Raw genomic sequence first — 25,846 nt, 5'->3', positions numbered from 1 at the left:
GCGCCCCCCCCCCGCCCCGGCCCGGGACACCGGGGGCAAGTCCCCGGGGGTCATCGGGGGGGCCGCGCCCCTTCCCCCCCAACCCGGTTTGGGGGGGTTTTTCCGGCCCCCGCCGGGCCCCCCCCCCCCCCCCCCCGAGGGATCTCTCTGCGCACAGCCCGCGCCCGGGACGAGATGGCGGAGCGCCAGGACCGGACGGAACCCGGCCGGCTGCTATGCGAAGCCCGGTCACAGATACTACGTGACTGGTTCTTGCCTATGCGCGGGCTGATGCCGGCCATGGCTCGACGAGGAACGCCGAAACCATTTCCTGCGGAAGCCTTGCCGGCCGGAGCGTGGCGGCATCGATGCAGCACCAGCGCGATTTCGCCTCGGCGATCAGCTCCGGTCCGCGCCGGATGAGCGTGTCGTAATAGGCGCTTTCGCGCCGGACCCGCTCGAGGACCACGGTGGCCACCAGCGCATCGCCAAGGAATGCGGGCTTGCGATAGGTGATCTCATGTTTCACCGCCATCCAGCGGAAGGCGGCGACCGCCTCGGGCAAAGCGCGCGCGTGCCAGTGACCGAGCACGGCGGCCTGGATCCAGCTGAGATAGGTCGCGTTGTTGACATGGCCCAGCGCATCGATGTCCTCCGGACGGATGGCGATCCCATGCGCGTGCGGCGGGCTGTGGACCATGCCGCTCATTTCCGCCGCAACGGCCAGATCGGACGTGCGTCCGAACGATAGCCGTGGCGGCGCAGGTAGCGCTCGCGCCGACGGCGCAGGACCAGGATCGCTACCCAGAGACCCAGCGTGAGCGCGATGAGCGCAATCAACGCATAGGCGATAGCCAGACGGGTTTCGATGGCTTGGCTCCCCCAGAGGTAAGCGGGAGCGCCATGTCTCTCAGCCATCGGCGCTTACCGGAGAAGAACTGCCGACGATGGCTTTTGCTAGCACATTCCGTGTCGAGCGGACATGCAAATCATCGGCTCGCTGAAACCGGCAGGGGGGAGCGGATCGGCGGCAGACGTCACGGATTGTGCGGCGTCCGCCATGCGAGGGCTGGACGCGAAACGTCAGACCTCGTCGGCATCCAGGCGACGGTCGATGTCCTCTGCAAGCAGATCGAGTTGGTCGAAGGTGGCGATCACTTCGCAGGACGTCCCATCGCTCAGGAACAGCCGCACGAGATAGTCCTCGCCGTGCGGCCCGAGTTCGATGCGTGCGAGCCGCGCGGGATCATCCATTAGCGTTCTCCTGTCGATGCGCCATTGGTCGAGCTGCCAGATTCCATTTGCCGGCGACCTGCCGAATCACGGCTCGCGCGGCGTCATCCTGTTCCGGGCGGCAACTGACGCGGACATCCCAATTATATTCGGAAGTCGCATCCTCCCCCTCGGCAAGGGTCGGAAGCTCGAAGAGGATCCGGCTGTCGGACGTGTCGCCGGTCAGCACCTGCGTGGCCCATTCGAGTTCGGCGCGGAGTTCGCCGGCGGTTTTGAGGGGCTTGGGAATGCGCCCGTCCATGTGCTGCTCCTGGCCAAGCGGGAGCGCTCCGAGTTTCCCAGCCGCCAGCGCTCGGGAACGACTGCTGACGATGCCATAGACTAGCATGGTACCGGTGAGCGACCAATGTGGTTTATTTCCCCCGCGCAGGTTCTGCTTTGGGTGATCTTCGGCTAGGGTGCCGCAATCGCAGGCCGTTCCATTCGTAGGCGCCGGCGGCTGAGAGACCATCGCGCTCCCGCTTACGGCCGAGGAAGCAGCTCGATGGATCCCGAAACTCTCCGTCCCCCGAAGGAGACTGGCACGGTCTGCTTCTATAATCGTGTCGGCGGCTTCGGCGTCATCCAGCCCGATCGCGGCGGGAAGGACGCGTTCGTTCATTCGAGCGCGGTCGAAGCCTCCGGTCTCGCCTGCCTCGCCGCGCAGCTTCGCGTCCGCTATGTGCTGCGCACCGACCAGCGGGGCCAGACCTGCGCGCATGAGCTCACCCTCGTGCATGACTGAGGCGCTCGAACGTGCGCTCGTCACCCTGGACCGTGCCACCTCCTTCCTCGGCGCAGGGTTGCGCACGATCCCGGATGCGGGGCGGATCGTGCCGGCCGCACCGATCGCCGGCAGGTATCGCGCGAAGGTGATCGGCAACGGCCTCCGCGAGCTCGACCGGTTTCTCAACCTGCTGATCGACGAGGCGCTGCACGCCCGGGGCCTGACCGCGTTCCCCGGCCAGCGGAACACGGCGAACAAGCTGCGCGCCTACCGCGTTGGGACCGGCCGGCCGCACGGGGATGAGGCGCAGTTGCGGGCGCTTGGACGATCCCGCGAATGCCTGTTCCATTGCGCGGGCCTGGTTTTGCGGGGAGACAGCCCCGGCGATGCGTTCATGACCACAGGATGGCCAGCGTCCGCTGCGGACGATGCCCCCTTGCGCCGCGTCGCCGTCGGCAGCGACCTGGCCGTCGGAGGCGACGACCTTGTCCGGGTTTGCGCTTTCTATCGCCGCATCGGCGCCGAGATCGGCGCGAGCGTGCGCTCAGCTGGTTTCCATAGCGATGCGCCTCGGCCGTCCGGACGCGATGCATTGGAAGCGGACGGCCGGATTGGCGATCATCAAGGAACGATATGCGCGGGCGCGGATTGTATGCGGATCGTATATCACTAATGCCGGTTCATCGCATCGGCGTCCGAGCGACTGCCTGAGCGGGAGTAACCCTCTGTCCTGCTTTCGAACGCACTCTGCAGGGGCGATCGGGGCAATCGATGGAGCAAGCGGCAGATTCCCGCAAGGTGACGGTTCTGGTGGTGGAGGACGAGGCGCTCGTCCGGCTGTCCGCCGTGGCGCTGGCGGAGGACCACGGCTTTTGCGTGCATGAAGCAGCCGACGCCGAACAGGCGATCGCGATCCTGGAAAGCTGCCCCGAGATTCGCATCGTCCTGACGGACATACAGATGGTCGGCAAGATGAACGGCCTCGAACTTGCCGCCTATGCGCATCGTCGCTGGCCGCCGCTCAAGTTCATTATCGTGTCCGGCGAAGTCGCTCCGTCGCCGCAGGACATGCCTGAAGGCAGCCGCTTTTTCGCGAAACCCTACGATGCGTCCGCAGTCGGCCGCGCCCTGTGCAGCATGGTGTGATCGGACGGGCGTCCGCCCGCCTCCGCGCCGCGGCTTCGCGCGCCTGAGCGCGCTTCAGGCCGTTCCGGACTCCACTGCGAGGCCGATCCTGCGCTCCTCGGCCAATCTGATACGCGAAACCCCCGCTGCTGTTCTCGCATGCGACCGCCCTCTCGCACTCCTGCCGGGCGCGCATGGAGGCTCGCGACGATGATGCCCGCTGCGGCAGGCGCTGCAATCGACGCGGACATGGGGTTCTCCGGATGGACTTAAGCACCGGCGGTCTTGCGCCGGACGACAGCAAGACCGCCGCGTTACTTTTGCGGCGACCGCTTACCGTGATCGGGCGCCGCGCCGGGCAAAGTCGACAGTGACCACCTTGCCGTCGCCGGGTACCTTGTCGGTGTCGCCTCCGTCGCGGAGTTGGTCGAGATAGTCGGACCAGTGCTGCATCATGCGCACGCGCTCCTCCCAATACTGGCCGCGGGCGTAGGCACGACGCACGCCATTATTCTCCATGTGCGCGAGCTGGCGCTCGATCGCATCCGGGTTCCATAGTCCCATCTCGTTGAGCAACGTCGCCGCCATGGCGCGGAAGCCATGCGCGGTCATCTCGCTGCCGCTATAACCCATTCGCCGGAGCGCGAAGGTGACGGTGTTCTCGGACATGGGGCGCTTCCAGGTATGGGACGCCGGAAAGACATAGGGGCTGTGGCCGGTCAGCGGCCGTATCTCGTCGAGCAGGTCCAGCACCTGCCGCGACAGCGGCACCTGATGCGGCCAGCGCATCTTCATCTTCTCGGCCGGGATCGACCACACCGCGCGTTCGAGGTCGAACTCGCTCCATTCGGCCCGGCGCAGCTCGCCGGGACGCACGAACACGTGCGGCGTCATCCGCAGCGCGAGCCTGGTGACCGCGTATCCGGGACAATCCTCGATGTCCCGGAGCAGCTTGCCGACCTCCTTCGGGCGCGTGATCGCGGCGAAGTGCTTTGTCTTCGGAACGATGATCGCGCCGCGCAGGTCGCGGGCGACGTCAATCTTCGCCCGTCCGGTGGCGATGCCGTAGCGAAAGACGCGGCTGATCACGCTGCGCATGCGCCGCGCGCTTTCATAGCGCCCGGTCGCCTCGATCTTACGCAAGACGGCGAGTACTTCCTGCACCTCGATCTCGTGGAGCGGGAGATGGCCGAGAAACGGATAGACCTTCTCCAGCAGCCAGCGGACCTTGCTGAGGGTGACCTCGGCCCGCTCCTCGCGGGTGATCTTGACGAACCATTCCTCGGCGACGCCCTTGAAGGTGATATTGGTGTCGATCTGTGCACGCAGCTTGCGACGCTTCTTCTCGACCATCGGGTCGACTCCGTCGGCGATCATCTTCCGCGCGGAGTCGCGCTTGTCTCGTGCTTCAGCGAGGCTGACTTCCGGCCAGACGCCGAGCGCGAGAGTTTTCTGCATGTCGAGGAAGCGATAGCGAAGCCGCCAGTATTTGGCGCCGTTGGGCATCACCAGGAGGAACAGCGAGCGCTCGTCGCTGAGCTTGTAGGGCTTCGCCCGAGGTTGCGCATTCCTGATCGCGAGTGCGGTAAGAGCCATGGTGGTATCTCCGTCCGAAAACGGGCGAATCCACTGCCGATTTATGCCACCAAAACTGGTGGTATGTCGGCGAACCCGCCCAAATTTCGCCGGAAATGATATTCGAAAAAACGCTGCTTCCCCAGCCACTTACGCGACGTCGATGGATGTCTGCGGATGGGGAAAATGGTGCCCAGAAGAGGACTCGAACCTCCACGCCCTTGCGAGCGCCAGCACCTGAAGCTGGTGCGTCTACCAATTCCGCCATCTGGGCACGGGGTAGGCGAGCGCCTCTACGGGTGTGTCTTTGGGCTGTCAACCGCGCCTGGAGCAAATTTCGCGCATCTCGCCATTTTTCCGATCGGGCCCTGCGTAGCTTTCAAGCTCCGGCACGTGAGAAACCCCGATGCCCCTGATATATAGCCCGCAAATCTTACGCCTCCTTGGCGTTGCCCACTCCGCGCGGCCGCCCGTCCTGCACGCTCGCCGACTGGAAGCTGCCGCTCGGGCCATTGGTGTACCAGGTGTTCTGCGCCGCGCTCCCCGCCACCGCATAGGACACCTGCGCCTGCACCGCCCCGTCGAACCAGGCAAAGCCGTTCGTCGTCAGCGTATCGGGCACCACGCTGTTCGAGCCGTTCTTGAACGTCACTGCGCTCACGCTCGTCACCGCGCCTAGCGCATAGCCCGCCGTCCCCGCACCATAGCCGGTGTCGAGATAGGTCAGCAGCGTGTCCGCGCCCTGCCGCACCACCTGCATCAGATAGGATGCTACTGCCTTTCTCTTGCTTTCGCTGTTTTTTTATCCTGCGAAGACCCAGGCACCGGCAACCATCATTCTGCAACTTCAAAAGCGGCGAGCACAGCTTTGCCCAGTTCGTGCGAATCTTCAGGAAGCTTCACCGCCCTTTCGGTCATAGGAACAAAGCCATCACTTCCACCCTTGTTGCGGTAAGGTGTAATCTCCAACCTGCCATCCTCAAGGTGCACATCCACGCATCTCGCCAATTTTGCGAATGTACTCCAGGAAGAAACCCCCGCGGCCGACAGCAAAGAACCAACGAGATCGGCATCGCGTGCCGGCGTGGGAATACCATTTTGGGAGCGTGCAAGCGCTTCGACAACGGCCATTTGGACGCCATCTTCATCACCCGATTCCACCACAGCGGTCTTTGTGTCTTCTACCCAGAACCCTGCTTCCGTCTTGTGAGAGGCCGCAACGAACAGCGCGCCTTTGCGACGATAGATGACTGCCAATTTGCTCATGCTGGAAATCTCAATCATGGATAGCGGATGACATTGACGGTGACTCCCTTCGTCGAACCATATTTAATGATTTGATTGAGAGTGGCCTGCTGCGCTGCTGTTCCGCTATGCGGAACCGCTACGTCAAGAGCGCGACCGGAAATCTCACTTTGTCGGATGGTTTTACCGGCCCATCTCGCGCCGTTAAAGTCTGCCACCTTGTCAACATAGCGGGTCAGTGCGTTTCGGAGACCGTTGCCCGTAAGGTACGAAGTCCCGTCGAGATCGATGCTCTTGATGCTGGTCGCAATGCCGTTCTCGAACCGATCGATGACCGGAAAATTGTGCCCTAACGCCTGCTCTATCGCCTCGCCGCGAGGTCCAGCGCCCAGTTTCCAAACATTGACCCCTTCACTTTCTGCAGCAATTATTCGCTAATTATGAGCCCCGATCCGCGTAACTTATCCCGCAAAGCTTCAGTTCGATCCGACTTCACCGTCCAAAGCCATAGATTATCAGCTAAGGGATCAAGCGCGCTATCGGGGTCGACTTCGATGAACTCGCGCAAGGTCTCACCATTAGAAAGTATTTGCGCCAGATGGCCCGGACCAACCATGTTGTATGGAAAGATATCTCGAACTCGGCGACGACGCTGCTCCGGCTGGTATGCGGCATACCAAAGTTGCCCTCTACGCGCGTCTTCTCGACTTTGGAGATTAGAGCCACCGCCAACGAGATAGACTTCTGGATGGGTATCTGCATCTCGCTCGAAACCAAAACCATAGTCCCACCGCCATAGTTGAGCCAGTTCGGCGATGAGTGCATTGCATGCGTCAGTGCCGAATTTCAGATAAGGCTCATGAACGACGATAGCCAAATAGACCTCTTCGGCTTCTGGACCAAAAACGAAGCTAGCGCTCAAGAAGCTATCGTAGCCTGGCGCATCGCTTCCTTCTGGATTGGCCGCTAGCCCCACGCTGCGATAACCTTGAATTTCGCGCTCCATGACCCGCTTATGGAAAGCGCCACCAAATTTTTTGTATCCACCTCTCCCAATGCCGTCATCTGCGGAAAAATAGGTTGGTCTGACACCTAGCTTATGGAAGGTGTCCAACAACGCCTGATAGCACGACATCATATCCGTTGACGTTGGCATCTCCGACGAATGTCGAAAAAATCCGATCGCGGTAGCTTTGGTCATTACCGTTCCTACTTCCTGACTGGATAGACGACACGCGGTTGCAACGGCGTGAATCCTTGCGCCCGTATCTGCGGGTCAAGGAACGTGTTGCGAGACCTGAGCGTAAGCGCATCGTCAGTCCTTGAAAACACCTCAACCCGATCGACGCGGCCATCAAAATACCGGCCTAGCACGTCTGGACGACGATTGGGGCTAATGGCTTTCGGTGCAAGCTCTAGCCCCGCGTTGTAGCCCTTATTGAGATACACCGCCCCTACCTCTGGGTTTCGGGCCAACAGAATAGCCTCGCGATAGCTCCGAAAGGCGTGCGCTCCGCCATTCCCGGTCTGCTGCGCAGTGCCGATAATTTTGGCTTTGACCTGCTGCGGAGTCAGCCTGACGACATCATCCACACTGTTTGCAGCAACCGCCCGGCTAAGAAGGTATCTGCGGCTGGCCGAGCGTGCTGCCAGACCAGCGCCGCCAATGGCAGCGCCGCCCTCGAGCGGGCCGCTCGCCAGCATCAGCATCGGCGCAGCGAGAATTCCCATCTGGAAGTCGAACTCGCCAAGCGCGGCCTCCACGCGCCTCTGCGTCGCTACCATCTCACGATCCTGGCGGTACATGGCCGCGTCCACCGAGCCGGGGTTCGCAAGGTCCAGCCCCAGCCATGACCGAGCAATGTGCTGGGCGGTAGGATTGTCGGAGTAGATGAGGCCCCGCCAGCCAAGCCCCTGAGCTCCGGGCTCGATGGCCTGGATCGATACCGTCAGCGTCGGCACATACATCGGCGGGACGACGATATCAGGATGGTCCGGAGTCCCATATGTCCACGCGCTGGTCCCTTCCATGGGAACATGCTGGCCAATGAACTCTCCTTGTTCATTGCGCCATTGGCGATAGTGGGCACTGCCTTGAACCACATCCCTGAAATCGAACACGGCGCCCGGAGGCCCCGAGACCGAAACCACGCTGAAATGCTCGGTATCCCTTGTAACAAACCGTCTGTCGGAGACGGCCGCATAGCCTCGCACCGAATAGCTGTATGTGCCGGACTCGGGGATGACGATACGAGTCCAGCTCGTGGAGTCGCTGTATAGACTTTCGGCAATGCCTCCGATGCTACCGCCCGAAGCCGCCGAGATCGCCCTGTTTAGCGCGCTACCGTTCAGGATCGTCCGGCTTATACCGCCGCTGACGACAGGTTCGGACAATTGAACGTCGCTGCCGGACCCATATCCAGCAGCAGCATAGGCACCCAGCGCTATCCTACGCCGTGACCCGCCCTGCGCTATCCCGGCAACCGCATCCCCAATGGTCTGCCCGATGATATCGGGCAGCGCCGCGAGGATATTGTCGCCGAAGCTGGTGCCGTCGAGCAGGCTGCGCGCCGCGGCATTGGCGAGGCCGCCGGCGGTGTTGCTCAGCAGCCTGCCTTCAAAGCCGCCCAGCCCGATCGCGCCCGAGGCGCCCATTCCCAGCCCCGCCGCCGCAACGCCGGCAAAGTCGAACTTCGATTGCAGCCCGGTCGCCACCCCGATGCCCTGGCCGATCGCGCTGCCCAGCGCACCGCGTGCCGCGTCGCCCAGAAAGGCGCTGCCGGCGATCTTGTCGAAGCTGCCCGCCAACCCCGCCGCCACGCCTGCGCTGATCCCCGCCAGCGCCACCCCCTTCCAGCTGAACTTGTCCTGGATCCCCGCCGCAACCCCGAACGCCTGGCTCGCCACGCTCCCCGCCACCCCCGCCGCCACGCCGCCCGCAATGCTGGCCGCGCTGGTCAGCCCGATCGTCATCTGGCCGGTGCCCGCCAGCAGCGCAGCCCCCGGCGCCGCCGTGCTTCCCACGCCCAGTCCCGCGAACAGCTTCGCGAACGGCACCCGCGTCAGCGCCGTCACCGCCACCGCGATCGCGATCATCAGGATCGCGCCGAGCGCGCCGCACTTGTTGCCCTTCTGCGCGGGCTTGGGCGTGGTCGGGCTGAGGCTGCCCAGCGCTTCGGCCGGGTCATAGGGCTTGAACGTCGCCACGCTGTTCGAACTGCGCATCACCCCCGCCGGGATGGTGAGCCGCTGCCCCGCCACCAGCGTCGCCGACACCGACAGCCCGTTCGCCTCGGCCAGCCGGTACCAGAGCGCCCCGTCGCCCCACAGCTGCGCCGCCACGCCCTCCAGCGTCTCGCCGCCCTGCGCCTCGTAGCTGCCGCCCGCGCCGCCCTGGCCGTAGCTCGTCAGCGCCCGATATGCCTCTCCGAACACCGCACGCCCGCCGCCCGTCAGCGCGCCGTTCCGGAACGCCCCCGTCCCCGCCGCCGTCTGACGGCTCGCGATCGAGCTCAGATACGCCGCATCGACATTGTCGTTGGTGACATTGCCCATCTCGCGCCCGTTGAACCGGTACCAGAGCTGGTGCGGATCCCCCAGCGACACGTTGTTGTCCGTCTCGTCCCGCCGGACCACCTGCCCCGCCGCGTCCAGCACGAAGCGCACCTCGCGCGGCCGCCCGTCCGCGATATAGGCGCTGTTCGTCAGCCCGCCCGCGCTCAGCCCATAGCTCGTCGTGAACACGCTCGAGCCCGACGCATCCGGCTTGTACGCCACCGATGCCTGCACCGCCCCGTCGAACCAGGCAAAGCCGTTCGTCGTCAGCGTATCGGGCACCGCGCTGTTCGAGCCGTTCTTGAACGTCACTGCGCTCACGCTCGTCACCGCGCCCAGCGCATAGCCCCCCGTCCCCGCGCCATAGCCGGTGTCGAGATAGGTCAGCAGCGTGTCCGCGCCCTGCCGCACCACCTGCATCTCGTGATAGAGCCGGCCCGCCGCATCGTACCACAGCTCGCTGCGGCTATAGGCCACCGTCGTCCCGTCCGCCTCGTAATCGGTCTGGCCGGTCAGCCGCCCCTGCAGGTCATAGGCAAAGGCCGCCCGCCGCACCGCCGGGCCGAACGTCCCGTTGGCCTGGACGAAGGGGCCGCCATTGGCGCTCGCCTGCTCCGCCGACACCCAGACCTGGTCGAGCTGACCGTCCGCCGTGTAGCTATAGGTCTCGACCACCTGGCCCGAATAGGTCGCCCGCCCCGCCGGGGTCCAGTTATAGCCCTGCCATTCATACATCGACGGATCGTCGGCCAGCACGATCTGCCCCGAACCCGGCGCACGCGCACGCCACCCCGTCCACGTCAGCCCGTCCGACCAGGTCGCCACCCGCACACGCTGGCCTGCAACGTCATAGGCGATGTCCACGCCCCCGCCACGCACCATGCGGTTCATCGTGTCGTAGCGATAGACATCGTCCTTCGTCGCCACGAACCCCAGCGCCGCGCCGTTCTGGTCCAGGTAGCGGAAGCTGCTCAGCGTGCGCATGACGTTGGAATTGGCGTCATATTCGTACGTCGAGGAGGCCGCCGGGGTGATGCTCGCATCGCTGCCCGATTCCGACCAGGTGACGAGCCGGTTCAGCGCGTCATAGGTGGCGGTGGCGTTCTGGATGACCACGCCGGCGCGGGTGGAATATTCGGTGAGCTTGTTGCCGGTAAGGTCGTAGCTCGAGCTCTGGGTAGTGGTGATGCCGGCGGCACTGGTGCTCATCGACCCGATCTGGCCGTTGTTGAGCCAGGCGTAGCTCGCGCTCTCGGTGCCGTGCGCGCCGGTGGTGGTGCGGCTGGTCATCCGGCCGGCCAGGTCATAGCCGGCACTGGTTACATGGCCGCCCAGGTCGGTCTTGGACGTCATCCGGCCCTGAAGGTCGGTGCGTGAAACCGAAGTCATGCCATTGGCATAGCTGGTGGTCGCGACCCAGTCGCCGAACGTCCCCAGCCCCGAGGTGGCCATGGTGCCGTCCCAGCCATAGCTGGTGGTGGTGGTGTCGCCCCCGAACGCGACCTGCAGCGTGATCCGGCCAAGCGCGTCATATTGGGTGCGCTCGCGGCCGGCATAGCCGACGGCGTTGTTCCACGCACCGATCCGGTTGCCGAGCACGTCATAGGCATAGGATTGCACCAGCGTGCCCGCCGCCGTCGCCGGCCGGGTCACCTGGGTGAGGCGGCCGAGCTTGTCATAGGCCATGCTCGTATGACGGTTGAGGGCGTCCCAGCTGTCGACCTGGTCGCCGAACACGTCATAGCTGTTGGCGACGACGCCGCCATCCGGATGCCATTCCTTGACCATCAGCGCCGCGCCGTCGCCATAGCCGGTGCCGGCGAGCAGCTGGCGCGTCGTCTTCACCCCCGAGCCCGTCTGCACGCTGTTGGCGTCCTGGGTGCCGATCAACCGGCCCGAGATGTCGTAGAACATCCGCTCGGTCGGGCGGGTGCTCGATACCGTGCCGTTCTCGGCAGTGACGGAGACGCTCGGCCGCTGGATCTGCGTCACCCGGCCCATCGTGTTGTAGCTGTAGTCGGTCTGCCGGCCATAGGCGTCGGTTTCCCAGGCCAGCTCGCCGAACGCGGTATAGCCCCGCGCCGTCGCGATGTTCTGGGTACCGCCGCCGACCGCGGTCTGGCGCTGGACCTGCACCGCCTGCACCGCCTGGCCACGCCCGTCATAGACCGTGGCGCTCGCGGTGACGGTGCCACCCGCGATCAGGCCGATCGCCGAGGCTTGCGACAGGGCCGAGAGATCAGTCGTGCCGTTGCTCTCGATGGCGAGCGTTTGCCGCCCGGCCTTGTCATAGGCATGGATCCGCCACACCCCGTCGCCCGCGTTGGACGCGACCAGGTGCCCGGCAGTGTCGTAGCGGAACTGCTCCTGCCACCCGCCATTGGTGCCGCGCGCCGTGATCGCGCCGAACGCATCATACGCGCTCTGCGTGTAGCTCACTTCGCTCCAGCTGCCGCCCGCGATCGTGTTGATCGCCTGGCGCACGACATTGCCGGCAAGGTCGTACTGGTACGAGATGCCCTCGGTCACCAGCGTGCCGGCGACATCGCCCAGCGCGCGGGCATAGGATTCGCCGACCTTGCGGCCGGCCGCATCGTAATAATAGCTGCGCGTCTGCCCCAGCGCGTCGCTCACCCCGGTCAGCCGGCCCGCCCCGTCATAGAGATTGGTGCTGATCCGGTCGTTGCCCGAGACGTAATAATCGCCCTGCCGCGTCACGGTGAGCTGGCCCAGCCCGTTATACTGGTAGCGCACCGTCGGCGTCACGCCATTGAAGCCCGGTCGCGCCTCCTGGATCAGCCGCCCGGCAGTGTCATAGCTATAGGTGGTGCCGTCGCCCGTCGCCTCGGTCTTCGTCCGGACCTCGCCCAGCGCGTTGTAGCTGTACTGGATGTCCGCCCATCTGCCGCCGCCGCCGACGAGCTGGCCATTGGCCGCGTTCAGCGACCAGGTCTCGACCAGCCAGCGCGATTCGCGGATGCGCCGGCCCATCTTGTCGTACGCGAAATTGGTGACGCGGTCGTCGCCTTGCGTGCCCGGCGCGCCATAGCCCGCGATCGAGACGCCGGTCGCCTGCCCCGCATAGCGCCACTCGGAAAGCACATTGCCCTCCGCATCATAGCTCCACGTCGTCAGCCAGGATCCGGCATCGACCTGCGCGGTCTTGCGGTCCAGCGCGTCGTAATAGCTGTGGACCACCGCGCCGTCCGGCCCGGTCGTGCGCACCACATTGCCCGCCAGGTCATAGTCGTAGCTGGTGGTCAGCGTGACGCCCGTCGCATAGGCATAGCTGCTGCCGTTCCAATAGCCGACGCCCTGGTTCGCGACGCTGCTCGTCTTCAGCCGGTCGAGCGCGTCATAGGTGTTGACCGTCTCGCGATACGCCCCGCCGGGATTGCCCGGCGGCGTGCCGCCCGCCGTGCCCGGCAGCGCCACCAGCGTCGCCCAGGTTCGGCTCGCGGTCAGGTTGCCCGCCGCATCATAGGCGAAGGTCGACAGCACGCCCTGCGTGCCCGCCGTCCCCGCCGGCGTCACCTGCGCGATCCTGCGGTCCAGGTCGTCATAATAGCTGAGCGTCCGCGCGCCGTTCGCGTCGATCGTCTCGACCAGGTTGCCGCGCGTGTCGTAGCGATAATATTCCCGCGGCGTCGCCATGGTCTGCGACAGCCCCACCGACACCGCCTCGCCCCATTTCGACGTCAGCCGGTTCGCCTTGTCATATTCGAACCAGCTGTCGCGCTGCTCGGCCAGGCCGTACGCCTCGATCCGGTGCACCACATTGCCGCGCGCGTCATATTCATAGCGGTTGCGCGAGAAGGCGGCGGTGACGACGTTGCCGCTCCCGTCCAGGATCGCCTGGACCCTTTCCTCCGCCAGCAGCCCGCGGCGGTCATAGCTATAGTCGGTGACGCCACCCAGCTTGTTCACCAACCGGATCCGGTTGCCGAACGCGTCATAGCCGCTCGTCTCGACCCCGCCCTCGGCATCGGTCGTCGTCACCGCCCGGCCCAGCTTGTCATAGCCGAAGCTCGTCACCGCCGCACCGCGCGTCACCGACGCCACTTCCCCGAACGCCGTGTAGCGCGTCGTCGTCGCATTCCCCAGCGCATCGACCACCGACGTCACCCGACCGGCCTTGTCATACTCGCTGTACGTGCTGAAACCGCGTGCGTTGATCGTCCGCGTCACTTCGCCGAACGCGTTGTATTCGAACACCGTCGGTGAGCCATACGCATTCGCCTGGCGGACCACCCGCCCCGCATGGTCATATTCGAACGACGTCGTATGCGCATTGGGATCGCTGACTGCGATCAGGTCGCCCAGGCCGTTGTAATAATAGGTGGTGATCGCCTGCTCGGCCGTGCCATATGCGTCGTAGCGTTCCTGAAGCCGGTTGGCGGCGTCGTAATAATAGTCGGTATCACTCTGGTCGACGGTGCCAAAGGCGCGCGAGACCTGCCCCAGCTGGCCGTTGCCACGATACCAGTACCAGGTCCGGACACCCTCCTCGTCATACTGGTCGGAGACCCGGCCCTGCACGTCATAGACGGTCTGCGTGCCAGCATAGCCGGATGCAGCCACCGCGGCCGCCACCACCGCCGCGGTGGCGCCGTCCGCGATGCCGGTCTGCACATCATAGCGGATCGTCCGCACGACGCGGCCATCGGCATCGTAGCGCTTCTCGGTGACGAAGCCTTCCGCATCGATCGCGTAGAGCAAGTCGCCGCGGCCATTGTAGAAGGCCCGCGTGACGCGGTTGGCGCCGTTGCCGGCGCGCGCCGCGGCCCAGGCTTCCATGTCGCCCGGCAGCGGCTGGCTCGAGGTCGGTCGGGGTTCGGCGAACGCGATCGTCTTCACGATCCGGCCGAGATCGTCATAGACATAACCCACCACCCCGCCGGCGGCGTCGATCGCATAGATCAGCTGGCCGGCCCTGTCGTAGACATTGTAGCTGGTGCGGTTGCCCGCCGCGCCGACCAGTCCCGCACTCGAAAGCGCGGACGCCACCGAACCCAGAGTGAAGGTACCGGGCAGCGCGATCGTTCCCGCATAGCGCGTCGTGTTGCGCACCCGGCCATAGGCCCAGGAATAGGGCTCGACATAGCCATATTCGGTGACGGTGCCGAGCGGGTCGATCTGGTAGCGGAGCAGCCCCTGGCCATCATAGACGAAATGGACATGGCGATCCGCGCCGCTGGTGCCAGCGCTCGCCGCGAGCTGATCGAGCGTGCCGGCGGCGCGATATGCCGTGCCGGTCGCATTGGCATAGGCGATCGTCTCGATCACCTGTCCGGCGCCGTCATAGATCGTCCGGCTCAGATAGCCCTCGCCGTCCAGCGTGCCGAGCAGCAGGCCGTCCTTGTCGAAGAAGCTGCGCGAGACCCTGTCCCCGGCGCTGCTCCCCGGCAGCAGGACGCCGCTCACCGGATTGGCGATCAGCGCCGCGATCTGGCCGCTGGACAGCTTGTTGGCATAGCCCATGGTGCGGACCAGGCGGCCCGCGCCATCATATTCATGGGCAGTGACGGCACCCTCGCCCTGGATCGTCTCCAGCACCCGGCCGGCAATGTCATAGACCGTCCAGGTCCAGACGTCGGCGGTACTGCCCGCAACGGGTCGAATGCGCGCGACGTCGAGGATGCCGTCGGTCTCGCGGAGCAGCTGCATCTGCCCGACGCTGAGCGTCTGATAATAGCGGACGCTCGCAACCTGTCGCCCCTCGGCGTCGTAACGATACTCGACCATCGTGCCATCGGCAGCGACATCGGCGGTCTTTCGCCCGCGCTTGTCATAGACGTAATAATGCCTGTTGCCGCGGAAGTCCGTCGCGCTCTTCAGCCGGCCGGCCTCGTCATAGGCATAGGTGGCGGTGCCGCCGGTGACGTTCTTTCCCGTCTCGGTCAGGCTGACCAGCTCGCCGGCGCGGTTATAATGCGCCGACTGGACGAGCCTCGCCTCGTCGAACGTGGACTGGACGAAATCGTCGACCGGGCGGAACGAGGCACCGTAGAAATAGGTGCTCTTGTTCTGCAGCGACTCTTCGTAATAGTTGAAGAAGCGGAGGAAGACGCTGTTGTCGGGCCGACCCGCCGACCATTGATAATTGGAGACGGCCTCGATCTTCTGTCCCGTCGCGACGTCATAGACGCCGCCATAGTTCGACGCCGTGCCCAGGGCGGATCCCTGGGGCAGCACATAGCCGACGATCTTGTACCACTTGCCCGGCTGATAGCCCGCCGCCGCGGTAGGCACCCAGTACATGAAATAGGGATTCTCGCTCGCGACGCCGGACCGTTGCTGGTCGACATAGGCCGGGTACGAGGGAGTCAGGCCCAGATAGACATGGTGCTGATCGGTGGCCGATAGCTGGAAATAGATCGAGAATTCATAGGCCTGGCTGGGATCAATGGTCGCGGTGTTGGTGTAGTTGCCGCCGCCCTCGGCACTATAGTCGGCCTGTCCGGACTGGATCGCGACGACTGGCCTGCCATCGGGCCCGAGCATCCGGACCCAGTTGGTCTCGTCGACATGATAGCCAGGATTGTACCAGCCCGGCACCTGCGCATAGCCGGCCTGCACCGGCATCGGCCCCTGATATTCGCGGACCTCGGGCTTGTAGAAGAGCGTCGACCAGCCCTGATCGGCCTGCCCGTAATAGTTGAAGAAGCGCGAGGTGATCTGGTCGCTCGGCCGGCCTTCGTACCAGCGGAAATTGTTGACGCTGGCGATGCGCTGGCCGGTCGTCATGTCATAGACGCCGCCATAGTCGGCGGTATTGATGTTGGCGCTGCCCTCCGGGAAGACATAGCCGACGACCTTGTACCAGCGGTCGCTCTGCAGGTTCTGGGTCTGCCAGTCCGTGCCTGCGCTGAAGAAATAGGGGTTGTTGGTTACCGAACCGTCCCAGGCCCGGCGAGTATAGGCATTGCCGCTCCAATCATCTTGCGCACCGAAATAGATGTTATGGGAATCCAGGTCGGTCTTCTTGAAGTAATAAGTGAATTCATAGGCCTTGCTGCCGTCGATGGTGATCGCATTGCTATGGTTGCCGCCGCCGGGTTCGTTCGCATCCAGCTGGCCGGTCTTGATCGCCCAGACCGGGCTGCCATCCGCACCGATGGTGCGCGTCCAACGCGTCTCGCCGAGATAGGACAGGACATTCGACCAGCCTTCGATCGAGGCAGGACCGCTGCCGAAGTTCAGCTGGTGCATCTCCGGCTTGTAGAAATTGGTGTAATAGCCCTGAATTTCCTTGTTGTAATAGTTGAAGAAGCGGACTCCGGCCTTGCTCCCCGTATAGGTCTCGTTCCAGCGGAAGCTGTTGACGTTCAAGACCTTGTCGCCGGTCTCCGCGTCGTAGACGCCACCGAGCGAGCCCCAGGCGACGTTCTCGGCACCTGCGGGCAGGACATAGCCCACCATCGTGTACCAGCGCCCCGCCTGAAGCGAATTGCCCGAGCCGGGAATCGCATAAGTGAAATAGGGATTGCCATCCTCGCTACCGTCCTGCCCGTTGCGGACCATCGCGTTGGCGCCGTCACCGAAAAGGCCGAAGAAGACGAGATGCTTGTTCGCCTCGGTCACCTGGAAGTTCAACGTGAACCGATAGGCCTTGGTCGAATCATAGGTGGAGAGGTTCGTTTGGTTGCCGCCGCCGGGATCATAGGCGTCGGACTGGCCGGCATTCATCGCCACGACCGGCAAGCCGTTCGGCCCGATCGTGCTGACCCACTGGGTTTCCGGAGTGTAGGAATTGTTCCAGGTCGGCAGCGTCGCCGTGCCGCCGGGCACCGAAGCCGGATTCCCCGGCCAGTTGGCGAGATCGATGCGGTTGGGCCCCTCCACTTCCTCCGGCCACCGGCTGTTGTCGGCCAGGTTCGGCCCGCGCACCGGCTGGCTGCCTGCCGGCTGGGTCGGCCAGCCGCTCTGGTTGACCAGATTGCCCCCCGCCGGCAGCGTGACCGTGTCGACCTGGTTCAGCCCGTCGCGATAGATGGTGAGCGTGGTCGCGCCATTGGCATCGGTGCTCGAGATCAGGCGGCCCAGCCCGTCATAGACGAAGGTCTGCGGGTTGGTGCCGGCAACGGTCTTGCTCAGCAGCCGCCCGGCGCTGTCGTACACATAATGGGTCGTCTTGTAGTCGTTCGCGCTCGAAGGCGTGCCGTCGGCGTTCGCCGCCCCCCATTCCGTCGTCCGGGTCAGGTTCCCGCGCCCGTCATACCAGTTCTGGTGGAGCTGGACGGCGCTCTTGTCGGCGATGGCGCTGCGCCACGCATCCATCTGCGCCGCACTCGGCGCGGCATCCGCTGCCCATCCGGCAAGGTTGAAGCGCTGGTCGACATAGGTGGTGACCATCGTCGGCAGGTCATAGGTGTAGCTGTACTGCGTCACCCGGCCTTCGGCGGAGACGGTGTAGGTCAGCCGGTCCTGGCTGTCATAGACATAGCGGGTCGTCATCCCGCCCGAAGGCAGCACGCCGCCCGCGCCCTCGGGATCCAGGCCGGTATAGCTGGTCTCGGTGAGGAGCCGGTTGCTCGCCGAATAGGTGCGCACCACGGTGTGGAGGGTGCCGTCCACCGTCTGCACGATGTTGCCGCGCGCGTCGCGGAGATAGGCCATGTAGGAGCTGAAGCTGTTCGTCGCGAGCTTGGCCGCGCCGTCATAGCCGCGCACTGCCTCCAGATCGTCGCCGGAATATTGGAAGGTCGTGATATGCTCGGCTGCGCCCGGGCCGGCAGCGGCTTCGTCGAGCCGCGTCAGCTTGCCGACGGAATCATAGTAGAAGCGGGTTCCCACCCCGGCGGGATCGATGATCGTGGTGACCCGATTGGCGAGGTCATAGTCGATGCGGGTGGTGCGGCTGACGCCTTCGTCGACCCATTGCTTGACGGCCGTCACCCGATAGTCGCCGCCGATCTGCGCATAGGTGAACTCGATCCGGCTGCCGTCGGTCTGGGCAAGCGAGGCGACGCGCTTCGAGCTGCCGTCATAGGTGTAGAAGAGCGAATAGACGCTGCCGCCGCCGGTGAGTTCGGTATCGACGCGGCACAACCGGTCGTAGCTGTCGTAATGATAGCGGGTGGCGGTGCCGTCGCCCGAGACGACCTGGGTGATGTGGTTGCCGCTCCAGCTATACTGGATCTGGCCGCCGTCCGCAGTGGTGACCGTGGTCAGCTTGTCGCCGGAATAGGTGAAGGTCAGGCTGTCGCCGCTGGTGGTGTCGGTCTGGCGAGTGATGACATAGCCGTTCACCCAATAGCCGTAATCCTCGACGATCCGGCCGTCCTCGCTGCTCCAGTGCCAGCTGCCGTCATAGGTGACCTTGTCGTGGATGCCGGCGGAATTGGTCGCGCGATAGGCCGTGCCGTCGCTGACATAGGTGACCACGCTGCCATCGGCCGCCCGTCGCTTGACCACCGAGCCGACCGCGTTGAGCGCGCCGTCGAAGCCGAAGAGCTTGCGATCCGTGCTCTGCAGCCAGTTGTCGCCATTGTCGTCCGAGCCGTCGCCCAGGCTGTTATAGGTCCGGCTCACCGCCACGTCCGGGCCGCGGCCAACCAGGAACTCGTCCTGCCGGCTGATCAGCAGATTGCCCGTCGCGGCGTTCAGGAGGAGTTGTTCGCCACCGCGCCCCACACTGGCCGAACCCAGCAAACCCGACGATCCCAGGGCACTCCCCGATCCGCGCTCGAATCCCGTCCCGGCGCCCGTGAAGATCGCAACCATCCGTTCCCCCAACGCATACACGAACGGCAGATGCGCCGCCCGAATTCGCTGTCGGCGGAATTCGACGATAGTTTAGGAGCGGATCGAAATTTCCCCGCGGAAGGGGAAGCGCATCGCGTTCCCGGCCGGGGCGGCAAAGCGGGAAGCCACGAAGCCGCTGCACCGGAATCGGTAGGCCAGCGCGATACGATGCAACGAGCCGCCGGCCCAGCCGGCCGAGGCCGCCCCTCCGGCCGAAAACCGTCGATGCCGCTGGAAGATCTGGAAGAAATGGTGCCGCCTACAGGACTCGAACCTGTGACCCCCGCATTACGAATGCGATGCTCTACCAGCTGAGCTAAGGCGGCCAACCAAGGGGCGCGGAGCCCCGAAGGAGCGGCGCGCTTACCAGCATGTTTCCTAGCTGACAAGCGTTGCGAAAGCCTTGCCGCGAACAAGCCGGGAAAAGCGCCGCCTTTACGCGTCGTTTACCACACAGCGTGCACAAGCGGTTCCACGAATGAAGGGGGCGTACCGCCTCGAGTGGAGCATTTGGCATGGACATGGCGCGCGGCATCAACCACCCGCTCGACTCGAACCCGGAGGGCGAGGCGACGGACGAAGCCGTAAACGATCGCGCGCTGACGATCGGCACCGACGAGCGCCGCATGCACGTGCGCGCCTACAACCACTGGGTCTCGCTGCTCCACGGCCGCGCCTATCCGTCGATCGAGGATCTCGATCCGGACAACATCATGGACTTCGGCGCGCACAGCGTGCTGCTCGATTTCTCCAAGGGCGTCGACGATCCCGCGATTCGCTTCCTCGGCCGCGCGCTGCGCGAGGAGACCGGGCTCGACACTTCGATCACCCATGTCGCCCAGGTGCCCAGCCGCTCCCTGCTGTCGCGCCTGACCGATCACTATCTCCAGATCATCGCCAACCGCGCGCCGATCGGCTTCGAGGCCGAGTTCGTCGGCACGCGCGGCCACAACACGCTCTATCGCGGCATCCTGATGCCCTTCTCGTCGGGCGCCGATTCGGAAGCCGACACGATCGATTTCATCTACGGCGTCATCAACTGGAAGGAACTGGTCGACGCCGAGACCCAGGCCAGGCTCGAAGCCGAGGTGGAGGAATCGCGCCGCACCGCGCCGCGCAGCCTCGCCGCCACGCCGGTCTGGGCCGATGGCCCGAGCGCAAGCTTCGACGCGCCGGCGGGGGAAGTCCCGGCCGCCGAATCGTCGGTCGCCGTCGACGCGAGCCTGGCCGACAAGCTGCTGCTCGCCCGCGAATCGGCCGCCGCCGCACGCGCTTCGGATACGCGCAGCCGCTCGGCGCTCTACCGCGCGCTCGCCCGTGCCTATGATTTCGCGCTCGCCGCCGACGACGACGCCCGGGGCTATGCCGCGCTGCTCGCCGATGCCGGGCTCACCATCCAGGCGCGCGCGCCGATGACGCCTGCCGTCAAGCTCGTCTTCGGCGCCGATTACGACAAGACCCGCATCACCGAATTCGCCGCCGTGCTCAGCCACGCCCGGCGCGTCGCGGTGCCGCAGGGCGGGCTCGACGCCTTTCTCGATACGGCCGAAGGCGGCATCAAGGGCGTGGTGAAGGCCGAGCGCGCCCATCGCCGTCCGGCCCCCAAGCCCGACCTCTTCGCCCAGATCGCCGCCGAACTGCGCAGCCGCCCGCCGCTCGCCCATATCGACATCGCGTTCGAGATTCCGGCGGACAGCGAATTCGTCGTGCTGCTCGCCCGTGCCGGCAAGCAGGGCCTCGACATCGTCGCCAGGGTCGAGGACAGCCCGCTCACCGAACGCGCCGTCCGCAAGGCGGCGGCCTGAACCAGCCCGCCGCGGCGCGATACCGGCATCCAATAGTCCGAGCTTTGCGGCGTGCGAAGCCACGCTTTCGCGCGCCATGCGACCTTTCTCGGGAAATGCGCAATTTTCTTGCGTGAGAGTCTTGAGCCGGTCACCGCGGAAGCGTAGGCGGTACTGCCATGAAAAGCATGATGACGTCGCTGACGCAGGCGTTCGAGGCGCGGTTGCTCGAAGGGGCGCTGCCGGGAGAGTTGGAAGATTTCGGAGAGGCCGAGCGGGCCGAGGCGGCGAATTTCGTCGCGGAAGCCGCTGCCGTCCGCCCCCCCGATACCGCGAAGGTAGCGCTGGAGACCTTCCAGGGCGAGGAGAGCCGCCGGATGCGGCTTGCCGTCGTCAATGACGACATGCCCTTCCTCGTCGATTCGATCTCGGGCGCGATCGCGACCTACGACATTGCCGTTTTCCGCATCATCCACCCCGTCATCGCCGTGAAGCGCGACAAGGCCGGCAAGCTCGAATCGATCGGCGCGGGCAAGCGCGAATCGATGATCTACATCGAAATGGAACGTGCCGACGCGCGCACCCGGCGCAGCCTGGTCGCCGAGCTGGAACGCACGCTCGCCCAGGTCCGCGACGCCGTGAACGACTGGCGCGCGCTGCAGAGCGCGATCGGCTCGGACGCCGCCACCGTCGCTTCGCGCGAAGGCGCCAAGCTGCTCCGCTGGTTCCAGGAAGGCGCGATGACGCTGCTCGGGCACGAGACCTGGCGTACCGACGGCAGCGTTTCCGACAAGCTCGGCCTCGCCCGCTACGAACTTGACACGCCGATCCTCGCCGAAGCCTCGCGCAAGGCGGCGGTCGACTATTTCAACAAGGGCAGCGAAGCGCCGCTGCTGCTCAAGTCCAACTCGATCTCGCCGGTCCATCGCCGCGTGCCGCTCGACATCGTGGCGGTGCCGATCCTCACCGGCAGCGAAGTGACCGGCCTGTCGATCCATGCCGGCCTGTGGACCAGCGCCGCGCTGTTCGCCAATCCGGACGAAGTGCCGGTGCTCCGGGCCCGGCTGGAAGGGCTGGAGCGCAAGTTCGGCTTCGACCCGAAGGGCCATACCGGCAAGGCGATGCAGCACGCGCTCACGGCGCTGCCGCACGACCTGACCACCGCGTTCGACGCCGATTCGCTCGAGAATCTCGTGCTCACCACCATGTCGGTCGCCGATCGTCCGCGCTCCAAGCTGGTGCTGGTGAAGAGCCTGCTCGGCCGGCATCTGTTCGCATTCGTCTGGCTGCCGCGCGACGAAGTCACCACCACGCGGCGCGAAGCGGTGGGCGAGCTCCTTGCCGACGCCGCCAATGCCAAGATCATCAACTGGTCGATCGCGCTCGAGGATGGCGAGGTCGCGCTGCTGCGCTACACGCTCGATCTGCGCGCGGGCGGCACCATGCCGGATGCCGAGGCGCTCGATAACCAGCTCGAGCGGATGATGCGCGGCTGGGTCCCCGCGGTGGAAGCGGCGCTGATGGAGGATACCGGGCCGACCGGCGCCACGCGCCTCGCGCTGCGCTATGCCCATGCCTTCCCGCCCGCCTATCGCACCACCTCGACGCCCGAGGAAGCGGCGCGCGACATCCTGCACCTGGCCCGGCTCGACAATCCGGGCGACCGCTCGGTGCGGATCACGCCGATCGACGGCAAGGCCGGGGAATATCGCGTGAAGCTCTATGCCCAGGGCGGCGCGCTGGCGCTGTCCGACGCGGTGCCCGCCTTCGAGAATTTCGGCTTCCGCGTGATCGAGGAAGTGCCGACCGCGCTGACCGGCGGCGCCTTCGTCCATGATTTCGCCGTTTCGGCCACGGGGCTGAAGGGCGACGCCGCGGTGATCGAGGAAGCGCTCGCGGCGGTGCTCGAGGGCAATGCCGAGAATGACAGCTTCAACCGGCTGATCGTCGAGAGCGGCATGAAGCCGGCATCGGTGGTGCTGTTCCGCGCCTGGTTCCGCTATCTCCGCCAGACCGGCATGAACTATGGCATGGCCACGGTGGTCGACGCGCTGCGCCGGGCGCCGGGCGTCGCCAATGCGCTGATCGAGCGCTTCGATGCCGCGCACAACCCGGCCCGCGCCGGCGACGATGCGGCGATCGAAGCCGCCGCCGCCGCGATCGAGGCCGGCCTGGCCCAGGTCCAGGCGATCGACGACGACCGCATCCTGCGCACCATCCGCGGCGTCGTGCTCGCGACGCTGCGCACCAACGCCTATGCGCCCGCCGCCAGGGAGGCGCTGGCGTTCAAGCTCGATTCGGCCAAGGTGCCGGGCCTGCCCCAGCCGCTCCCCTGGCGCGAGATCTGGGTCTACAGCCCGCGGGTGGAGGGCATCCATCTGCGCGCCGGCCCGGTCGCACGCGGCGGCCTGCGCTGGTCCGACCGGCGCGACGATTTCCGCACCGAGATCCTGGGCCTGATGAAGGCGCAGCGCGTGAAGAATGCCGTGATCGTGCCGACGGGCGCCAAGGGCGGCTTCTATCCCAAGCAGCTTCCCTCGCCCGCCACCGATCGCGACGCCTGGTTCGCGGAAGGGACCGAAAGCTACCGGATCTTCATCCGCACGCTGCTGTCGATCACCGACAACATCGTGTCGGGCGCAGTCGTCCACCCGGAGGGCGTGCGCATCCTGGACGGCGAGGACCCCTATTTCGTCGTCGCCGCGGACAAGGGCACCGCGACCTTCTCCGACGTCGCCAACGCGATCGCGACCGAGCGCAACTTCTGGCTGGGCGACGCCTTCGCGTCCGGCGGCTCGCACGGTTACGACCACAAGGCGATGGGCATCACCGCCAAGGGCGCCTGGGTCTCGGTCCGCCGCCACTTCCTGGAAATGGGCACCGACATCCAGTCCGAGCCGGTCACCGTGGCGGGCTGCGGAGATATGTCGGGCGACGTGTTCGGCAACGGCATGCTGCTGTCCAAGGCGATCAAGCTGGTCGCCGCGTTCGACCATCGCCACATCTTCCTCGACCCCGATCCCGATCCGGCCACGAGCTGGGACGAGCGCGCCCGCATGTTCGCGCTGCCGCGCTCGAGCTGGGCCGACTATAATCCCGCGCTGATCTCGAAGGGCGGCGGCGTATTCCCGCGCACCGAGAAATCGATCCCGCTCAGCCCCGAAGTGCAGGCCCTGCTCGGCCTTCAGGCTACCGAGATCGACCCGGTCTCGCTGATCTCGGCGATCCTCAGGGCCCAGGTCGGGCTGCTCTGGTTCGGCGGCATCGGCACCTACATCAAGGCCGCGTCCGAAAGTAACGGCGAGGTCGGCGATCCGGCGAACGACCGGCTGCGCGTCAATGCCGAACAGCTGCGCTGCAAGGCGGTCGGCGAAGGCGCGAACCTGGGCGTCACCCAGGCGGCACGCATCGCCTTCGCCTCGCAAGGCGGCCGCATCAACACCGACTTCATCGACAATTCGGCCGGCGTCGACTGCTCGGACAACGAGGTCAACATCAAGATCGCGCTCAATCGCGAGATGACCGAGGGCCGCCTGGCGTTCGAGGACCGCAACACGCTGCTCGCCGCGATGACCGACGACGTCGCGCACCTGGTGCTCGAGGACAATCGCCTCCAGACGCTCGCGCTCTCCTTCATGGAGAATGACGGCTATGTCGCGCTGCCCAGCTATGTCCGGGTGATCGAGATCCTCGAAGGCTCGGGCCGGCTCGACCGCGCGGTCGAGGGCCTTGGCAGCAACGAGGAACTGCTTCGCCGCGCGCAGGACAAGAACGGCCTCACCCGGCCGGAGCTGGCCGTGCTGCTCGCCTCGACCAAGCTCGCGCTGCAGGATGCGATCGAGCATACCGGGCTCGGCCAGGATCCCGCGCTGGAAGGCGATCTGCAGGGCGCCTTCCCCAAGGCGATGCAGGCGAAGTTCGGCAAGGCGATCGACGAGCATCGCCTGCGCGGCGAGATCGTCGCCACCAAGCTGGCCAATCGCGTGATCAACCGGCTGGGCGTGCTCCACCCCTTCGAGCTCGCCGAGGAGGAAGGCGCGGCCATGGCCGACATCGCCGCGATGTTCGTCGTCGCCGAGCGGCTCTTCTGCCTGCCCGCGCTGTGGGAAGCGGTGGAAACGGCCGCGATTTCCGAAGGCGCGCGCATCGCGCTGCTCGACGAGATGGCAGTGGCGGTGCGCGGCCAGGTCGCCGACCTGCTCCGCGTTTCCCCGCCGGGCGCCAGCCCCGCCGAGGTGATCGAGCGCCTCAAGCCCGGCATCGACGCGCTGGACAAGGCCGCCAAGGGCCTGCTGCTCGACGAGGTCAAGGCGCAGTCGAACCGCATCTCCGCACGGCTCGAGGCCGCCGGCGCGCCGAGCGAACTCGTCGCCAGGGTGGTCAAGCTGTTCGAGCTGGACGGCGCGGTCGGCCTTGCCGATCTCGGCGTCAGCATGGGGCTGGAAGTGACTCCGCTCACCCGCGCCTTCACATCGCTCGGCCAGGCGCTCGGGCTCGACTGGGCCCAGTCGACCGCCGCGCGCATCACCACCGGCGATGTGTGGGAACGGCTGCTGATCGCCGGCCTCGCCCGCGACTTCCAGCAGATCCGCCTCGACTTCCTGAGCCGCGGCCAGGCCGCGGAACCCCAGGCCGCGGTGGATGCATGGCTGGCTGCCAATGCCGCGCGGGTCGAGCAGTTCACGGCCCTGGTCCGCCGCGCCCGCCAGTCCGCGGTGCCCAATGCCGCGATGCTGGCGCAGATCGCCGGCCAGGCGCGCGTGCTCCTCGCCCGCTAGAGAAAAGCCCGGCCGGCCCCGTTTGGACCGGCCGGGCTCTCATGCCCCCAGGATCAAGT

General features: G+C 65.7%; 15 protein-coding genes and 2 tRNA genes. 5 read left to right on the top strand and 12 right to left on the bottom strand.

Going from position 1 to position 25,846, the window contains the following annotated elements; all coding sequences use genetic code 11:
• Positions 1-256: 256 nt before the first annotated feature.
• The 4 genes from FHR20_RS20320 to FHR20_RS20305 form a co-directional block, all read right to left on the bottom strand.
• A complete protein-coding gene (locus FHR20_RS20320) occupies positions 257-679 on the bottom strand; it encodes an acyl-CoA thioesterase (protein WP_167301443.1) in 423 nt (140 codons plus the stop codon).
• 5 nt (positions 680-684) lie between these two features.
• Positions 685-897 carry a hypothetical protein gene (locus tag FHR20_RS20315; protein ID WP_167301427.1) on the bottom strand — a complete coding sequence of 71 codons (213 nt, stop codon included), beginning with the start codon at positions 895-897 and terminating at the stop codon, positions 685-687.
• Between the two features lie 165 nt (positions 898-1,062).
• Positions 1,063-1,233: a hypothetical protein gene (locus FHR20_RS20310; RefSeq protein ID WP_167301426.1), complete on the bottom strand. Its 171-nt coding sequence runs from the start codon at positions 1,231-1,233 to the stop codon at positions 1,063-1,065.
• Complete coding sequence (locus FHR20_RS20305; RefSeq protein ID WP_167301425.1) at positions 1,226-1,513, bottom strand: hypothetical protein; 288 nt, start codon at positions 1,511-1,513, stop codon at positions 1,226-1,228. Before FHR20_RS20305 ends, FHR20_RS20310 begins: the two co-directional genes overlap by 8 nt.
• Before the next feature lie 243 nt (positions 1,514-1,756).
• On the opposite strand from FHR20_RS20305, the gene FHR20_RS20300 reads away from it, so the two are divergent.
• From FHR20_RS20300 to FHR20_RS20290, 3 genes are all read left to right on the top strand, one after another.
• Complete coding sequence (locus tag FHR20_RS20300) at positions 1,757-1,996, top strand: cold-shock protein (RefSeq protein ID WP_167301424.1); 240 nt, start codon at positions 1,757-1,759, stop codon at positions 1,994-1,996.
• Positions 1,989-2,651 (top strand): hypothetical protein, encoded by a 663-nt coding sequence (locus FHR20_RS20295; RefSeq protein WP_167301423.1) that lies wholly within the window; start codon positions 1,989-1,991, stop codon positions 2,649-2,651. The genes FHR20_RS20300 and FHR20_RS20295 overlap by 8 nt, the downstream gene beginning before the upstream one ends.
• 98 nt (positions 2,652-2,749) lie before the next feature.
• Positions 2,750-3,124 (top strand): response regulator, encoded by a 375-nt coding sequence (locus FHR20_RS20290; protein WP_167301422.1) that lies wholly within the window; start codon positions 2,750-2,752, stop codon positions 3,122-3,124.
• A 312-nt stretch (positions 3,125-3,436) separates the two neighbouring features.
• Here the strand turns inward: FHR20_RS20290 and FHR20_RS20285 are convergent, their stop codons facing one another.
• The 8 genes from FHR20_RS20285 to FHR20_RS20255 all read right to left on the bottom strand — a co-directional run bounded on the left by FHR20_RS20285 (position 3,437) and on the right by FHR20_RS20255 (position 19,551).
• The gene (locus FHR20_RS20285; RefSeq protein ID WP_167301421.1) at positions 3,437-4,699 is read right to left on the bottom strand and encodes a tyrosine-type recombinase/integrase; all 1,263 of its coding nucleotides are present in this window, start codon (positions 4,697-4,699) and stop codon (positions 3,437-3,439) included.
• Positions 4,700-4,865: 166 nt separating this feature from the next.
• Positions 4,866-4,952 (bottom strand) — tRNA-Leu (locus tag FHR20_RS20280).
• A gap of 159 nt (positions 4,953-5,111) precedes the next feature.
• A complete protein-coding gene (locus tag FHR20_RS20275; RefSeq protein ID WP_167301420.1) occupies positions 5,112-5,438 on the bottom strand; it encodes a hypothetical protein in 327 nt (108 codons plus the stop codon).
• A 74-nt stretch (positions 5,439-5,512) separates the two neighbouring features.
• Complete coding sequence (locus FHR20_RS20270) at positions 5,513-5,944, bottom strand: hypothetical protein (RefSeq protein WP_167301419.1); 432 nt, start codon at positions 5,942-5,944, stop codon at positions 5,513-5,515.
• A 14-nt stretch (positions 5,945-5,958) separates the two neighbouring features.
• Positions 5,959-6,288 (bottom strand): endonuclease toxin domain-containing protein, encoded by a 330-nt coding sequence (locus FHR20_RS23250; RefSeq protein ID WP_425057392.1) that lies wholly within the window; start codon positions 6,286-6,288, stop codon positions 5,959-5,961.
• Between the two features lie 62 nt (positions 6,289-6,350).
• Positions 6,351-7,124, bottom strand: coding sequence for a hypothetical protein (locus FHR20_RS20265; RefSeq protein ID WP_167301418.1), 774 nt, complete (start codon positions 7,122-7,124; stop codon positions 6,351-6,353).
• Positions 7,125-7,132: 8 nt separating this feature from the next.
• Entirely contained in the window at positions 7,133-19,204 is a 12,072-nt protein-coding gene (locus FHR20_RS20260) for a LysM peptidoglycan-binding domain-containing protein (protein ID WP_167301417.1), read from the bottom strand.
• A gap of 271 nt (positions 19,205-19,475) precedes the next feature.
• Positions 19,476-19,551: transfer RNA gene (locus FHR20_RS20255), tRNA-Thr, on the bottom strand.
• A 189-nt stretch (positions 19,552-19,740) separates the two neighbouring features.
• Between FHR20_RS20255 and FHR20_RS20250 the strand changes: the two genes are divergently transcribed.
• Both FHR20_RS20250 and FHR20_RS20245 read left to right on the top strand, forming a co-directional pair.
• The gene (locus FHR20_RS20250) at positions 19,741-21,030 is read left to right on the top strand and encodes a PAS domain-containing protein (RefSeq protein ID WP_167301416.1); all 1,290 of its coding nucleotides are present in this window, start codon (positions 19,741-19,743) and stop codon (positions 21,028-21,030) included.
• Positions 21,031-21,188: 158 nt separating this feature from the next.
• Complete coding sequence (locus FHR20_RS20245) at positions 21,189-25,787, top strand: NAD-glutamate dehydrogenase (RefSeq protein WP_167301415.1); 4,599 nt, start codon at positions 21,189-21,191, stop codon at positions 25,785-25,787.
• Positions 25,788-25,846 lie beyond the last annotated feature (59 nt).

Origin of the sequence: Sphingomonas leidyi (assembly GCF_011761945.1) — a bacterium.
Lineage (GTDB): Bacteria > Pseudomonadota > Alphaproteobacteria > Sphingomonadales > Sphingomonadaceae > Sphingomonas > Sphingomonas leidyi.
The sequence above is the reverse complement of the archived record's forward strand: the minus strand, read 5'-3'. Positions and strand labels throughout refer to the sequence as shown.

Excerpts from the sequence above, each read along its gene's own strand:
- FHR20_RS20250 (WP_167301416.1), top strand. The coding sequence starts at position 19,741 with ATGGACATGGCGCGCGGCATCAACCACCCGCTCGACTCGAACCCGGAG.
- FHR20_RS20265 (WP_167301418.1), bottom strand. The coding sequence starts at position 7,124 with ATGACCAAAGCTACCGCGATCGGATTTTTTCGACATTCGTCGGAGATG.
- FHR20_RS20315 (WP_167301427.1), bottom strand. The coding sequence starts at position 897 with ATGGCTGAGAGACATGGCGCTCCCGCTTACCTCTGGGGGAGCCAAGCC.
- FHR20_RS20245 (WP_167301415.1), top strand. The coding sequence starts at position 21,189 with ATGAAAAGCATGATGACGTCGCTGACGCAGGCGTTCGAGGCGCGGTTG.
- FHR20_RS20260 (WP_167301417.1), bottom strand. The coding sequence starts at position 19,204 with ATGGTTGCGATCTTCACGGGCGCCGGGACGGGATTCGAGCGCGGATCG.
- FHR20_RS20275 (WP_167301420.1), bottom strand. The coding sequence starts at position 5,438 with ATGCAGGTGGTGCGGCAGGGCGCGGACACGCTGCTGACCTATCTCGAC.
- FHR20_RS20300 (WP_167301424.1), top strand. The coding sequence starts at position 1,757 with ATGGATCCCGAAACTCTCCGTCCCCCGAAGGAGACTGGCACGGTCTGC.
- FHR20_RS20290 (WP_167301422.1), top strand. The coding sequence starts at position 2,750 with ATGGAGCAAGCGGCAGATTCCCGCAAGGTGACGGTTCTGGTGGTGGAG.
- FHR20_RS20305 (WP_167301425.1), bottom strand. The coding sequence starts at position 1,513 with ATGGACGGGCGCATTCCCAAGCCCCTCAAAACCGCCGGCGAACTCCGC.
- FHR20_RS20295 (WP_167301423.1), top strand. The coding sequence starts at position 1,989 with ATGACTGAGGCGCTCGAACGTGCGCTCGTCACCCTGGACCGTGCCACC.
- FHR20_RS20310 (WP_167301426.1), bottom strand. The coding sequence starts at position 1,233 with ATGGATGATCCCGCGCGGCTCGCACGCATCGAACTCGGGCCGCACGGC.
- FHR20_RS20320 (WP_167301443.1), bottom strand. The coding sequence starts at position 679 with ATGGTCCACAGCCCGCCGCACGCGCATGGGATCGCCATCCGTCCGGAG.
- FHR20_RS20270 (WP_167301419.1), bottom strand. The coding sequence starts at position 5,944 with ATGAGCAAATTGGCAGTCATCTATCGTCGCAAAGGCGCGCTGTTCGTT.
- FHR20_RS20285 (WP_167301421.1), bottom strand. The coding sequence starts at position 4,699 with ATGGCTCTTACCGCACTCGCGATCAGGAATGCGCAACCTCGGGCGAAG.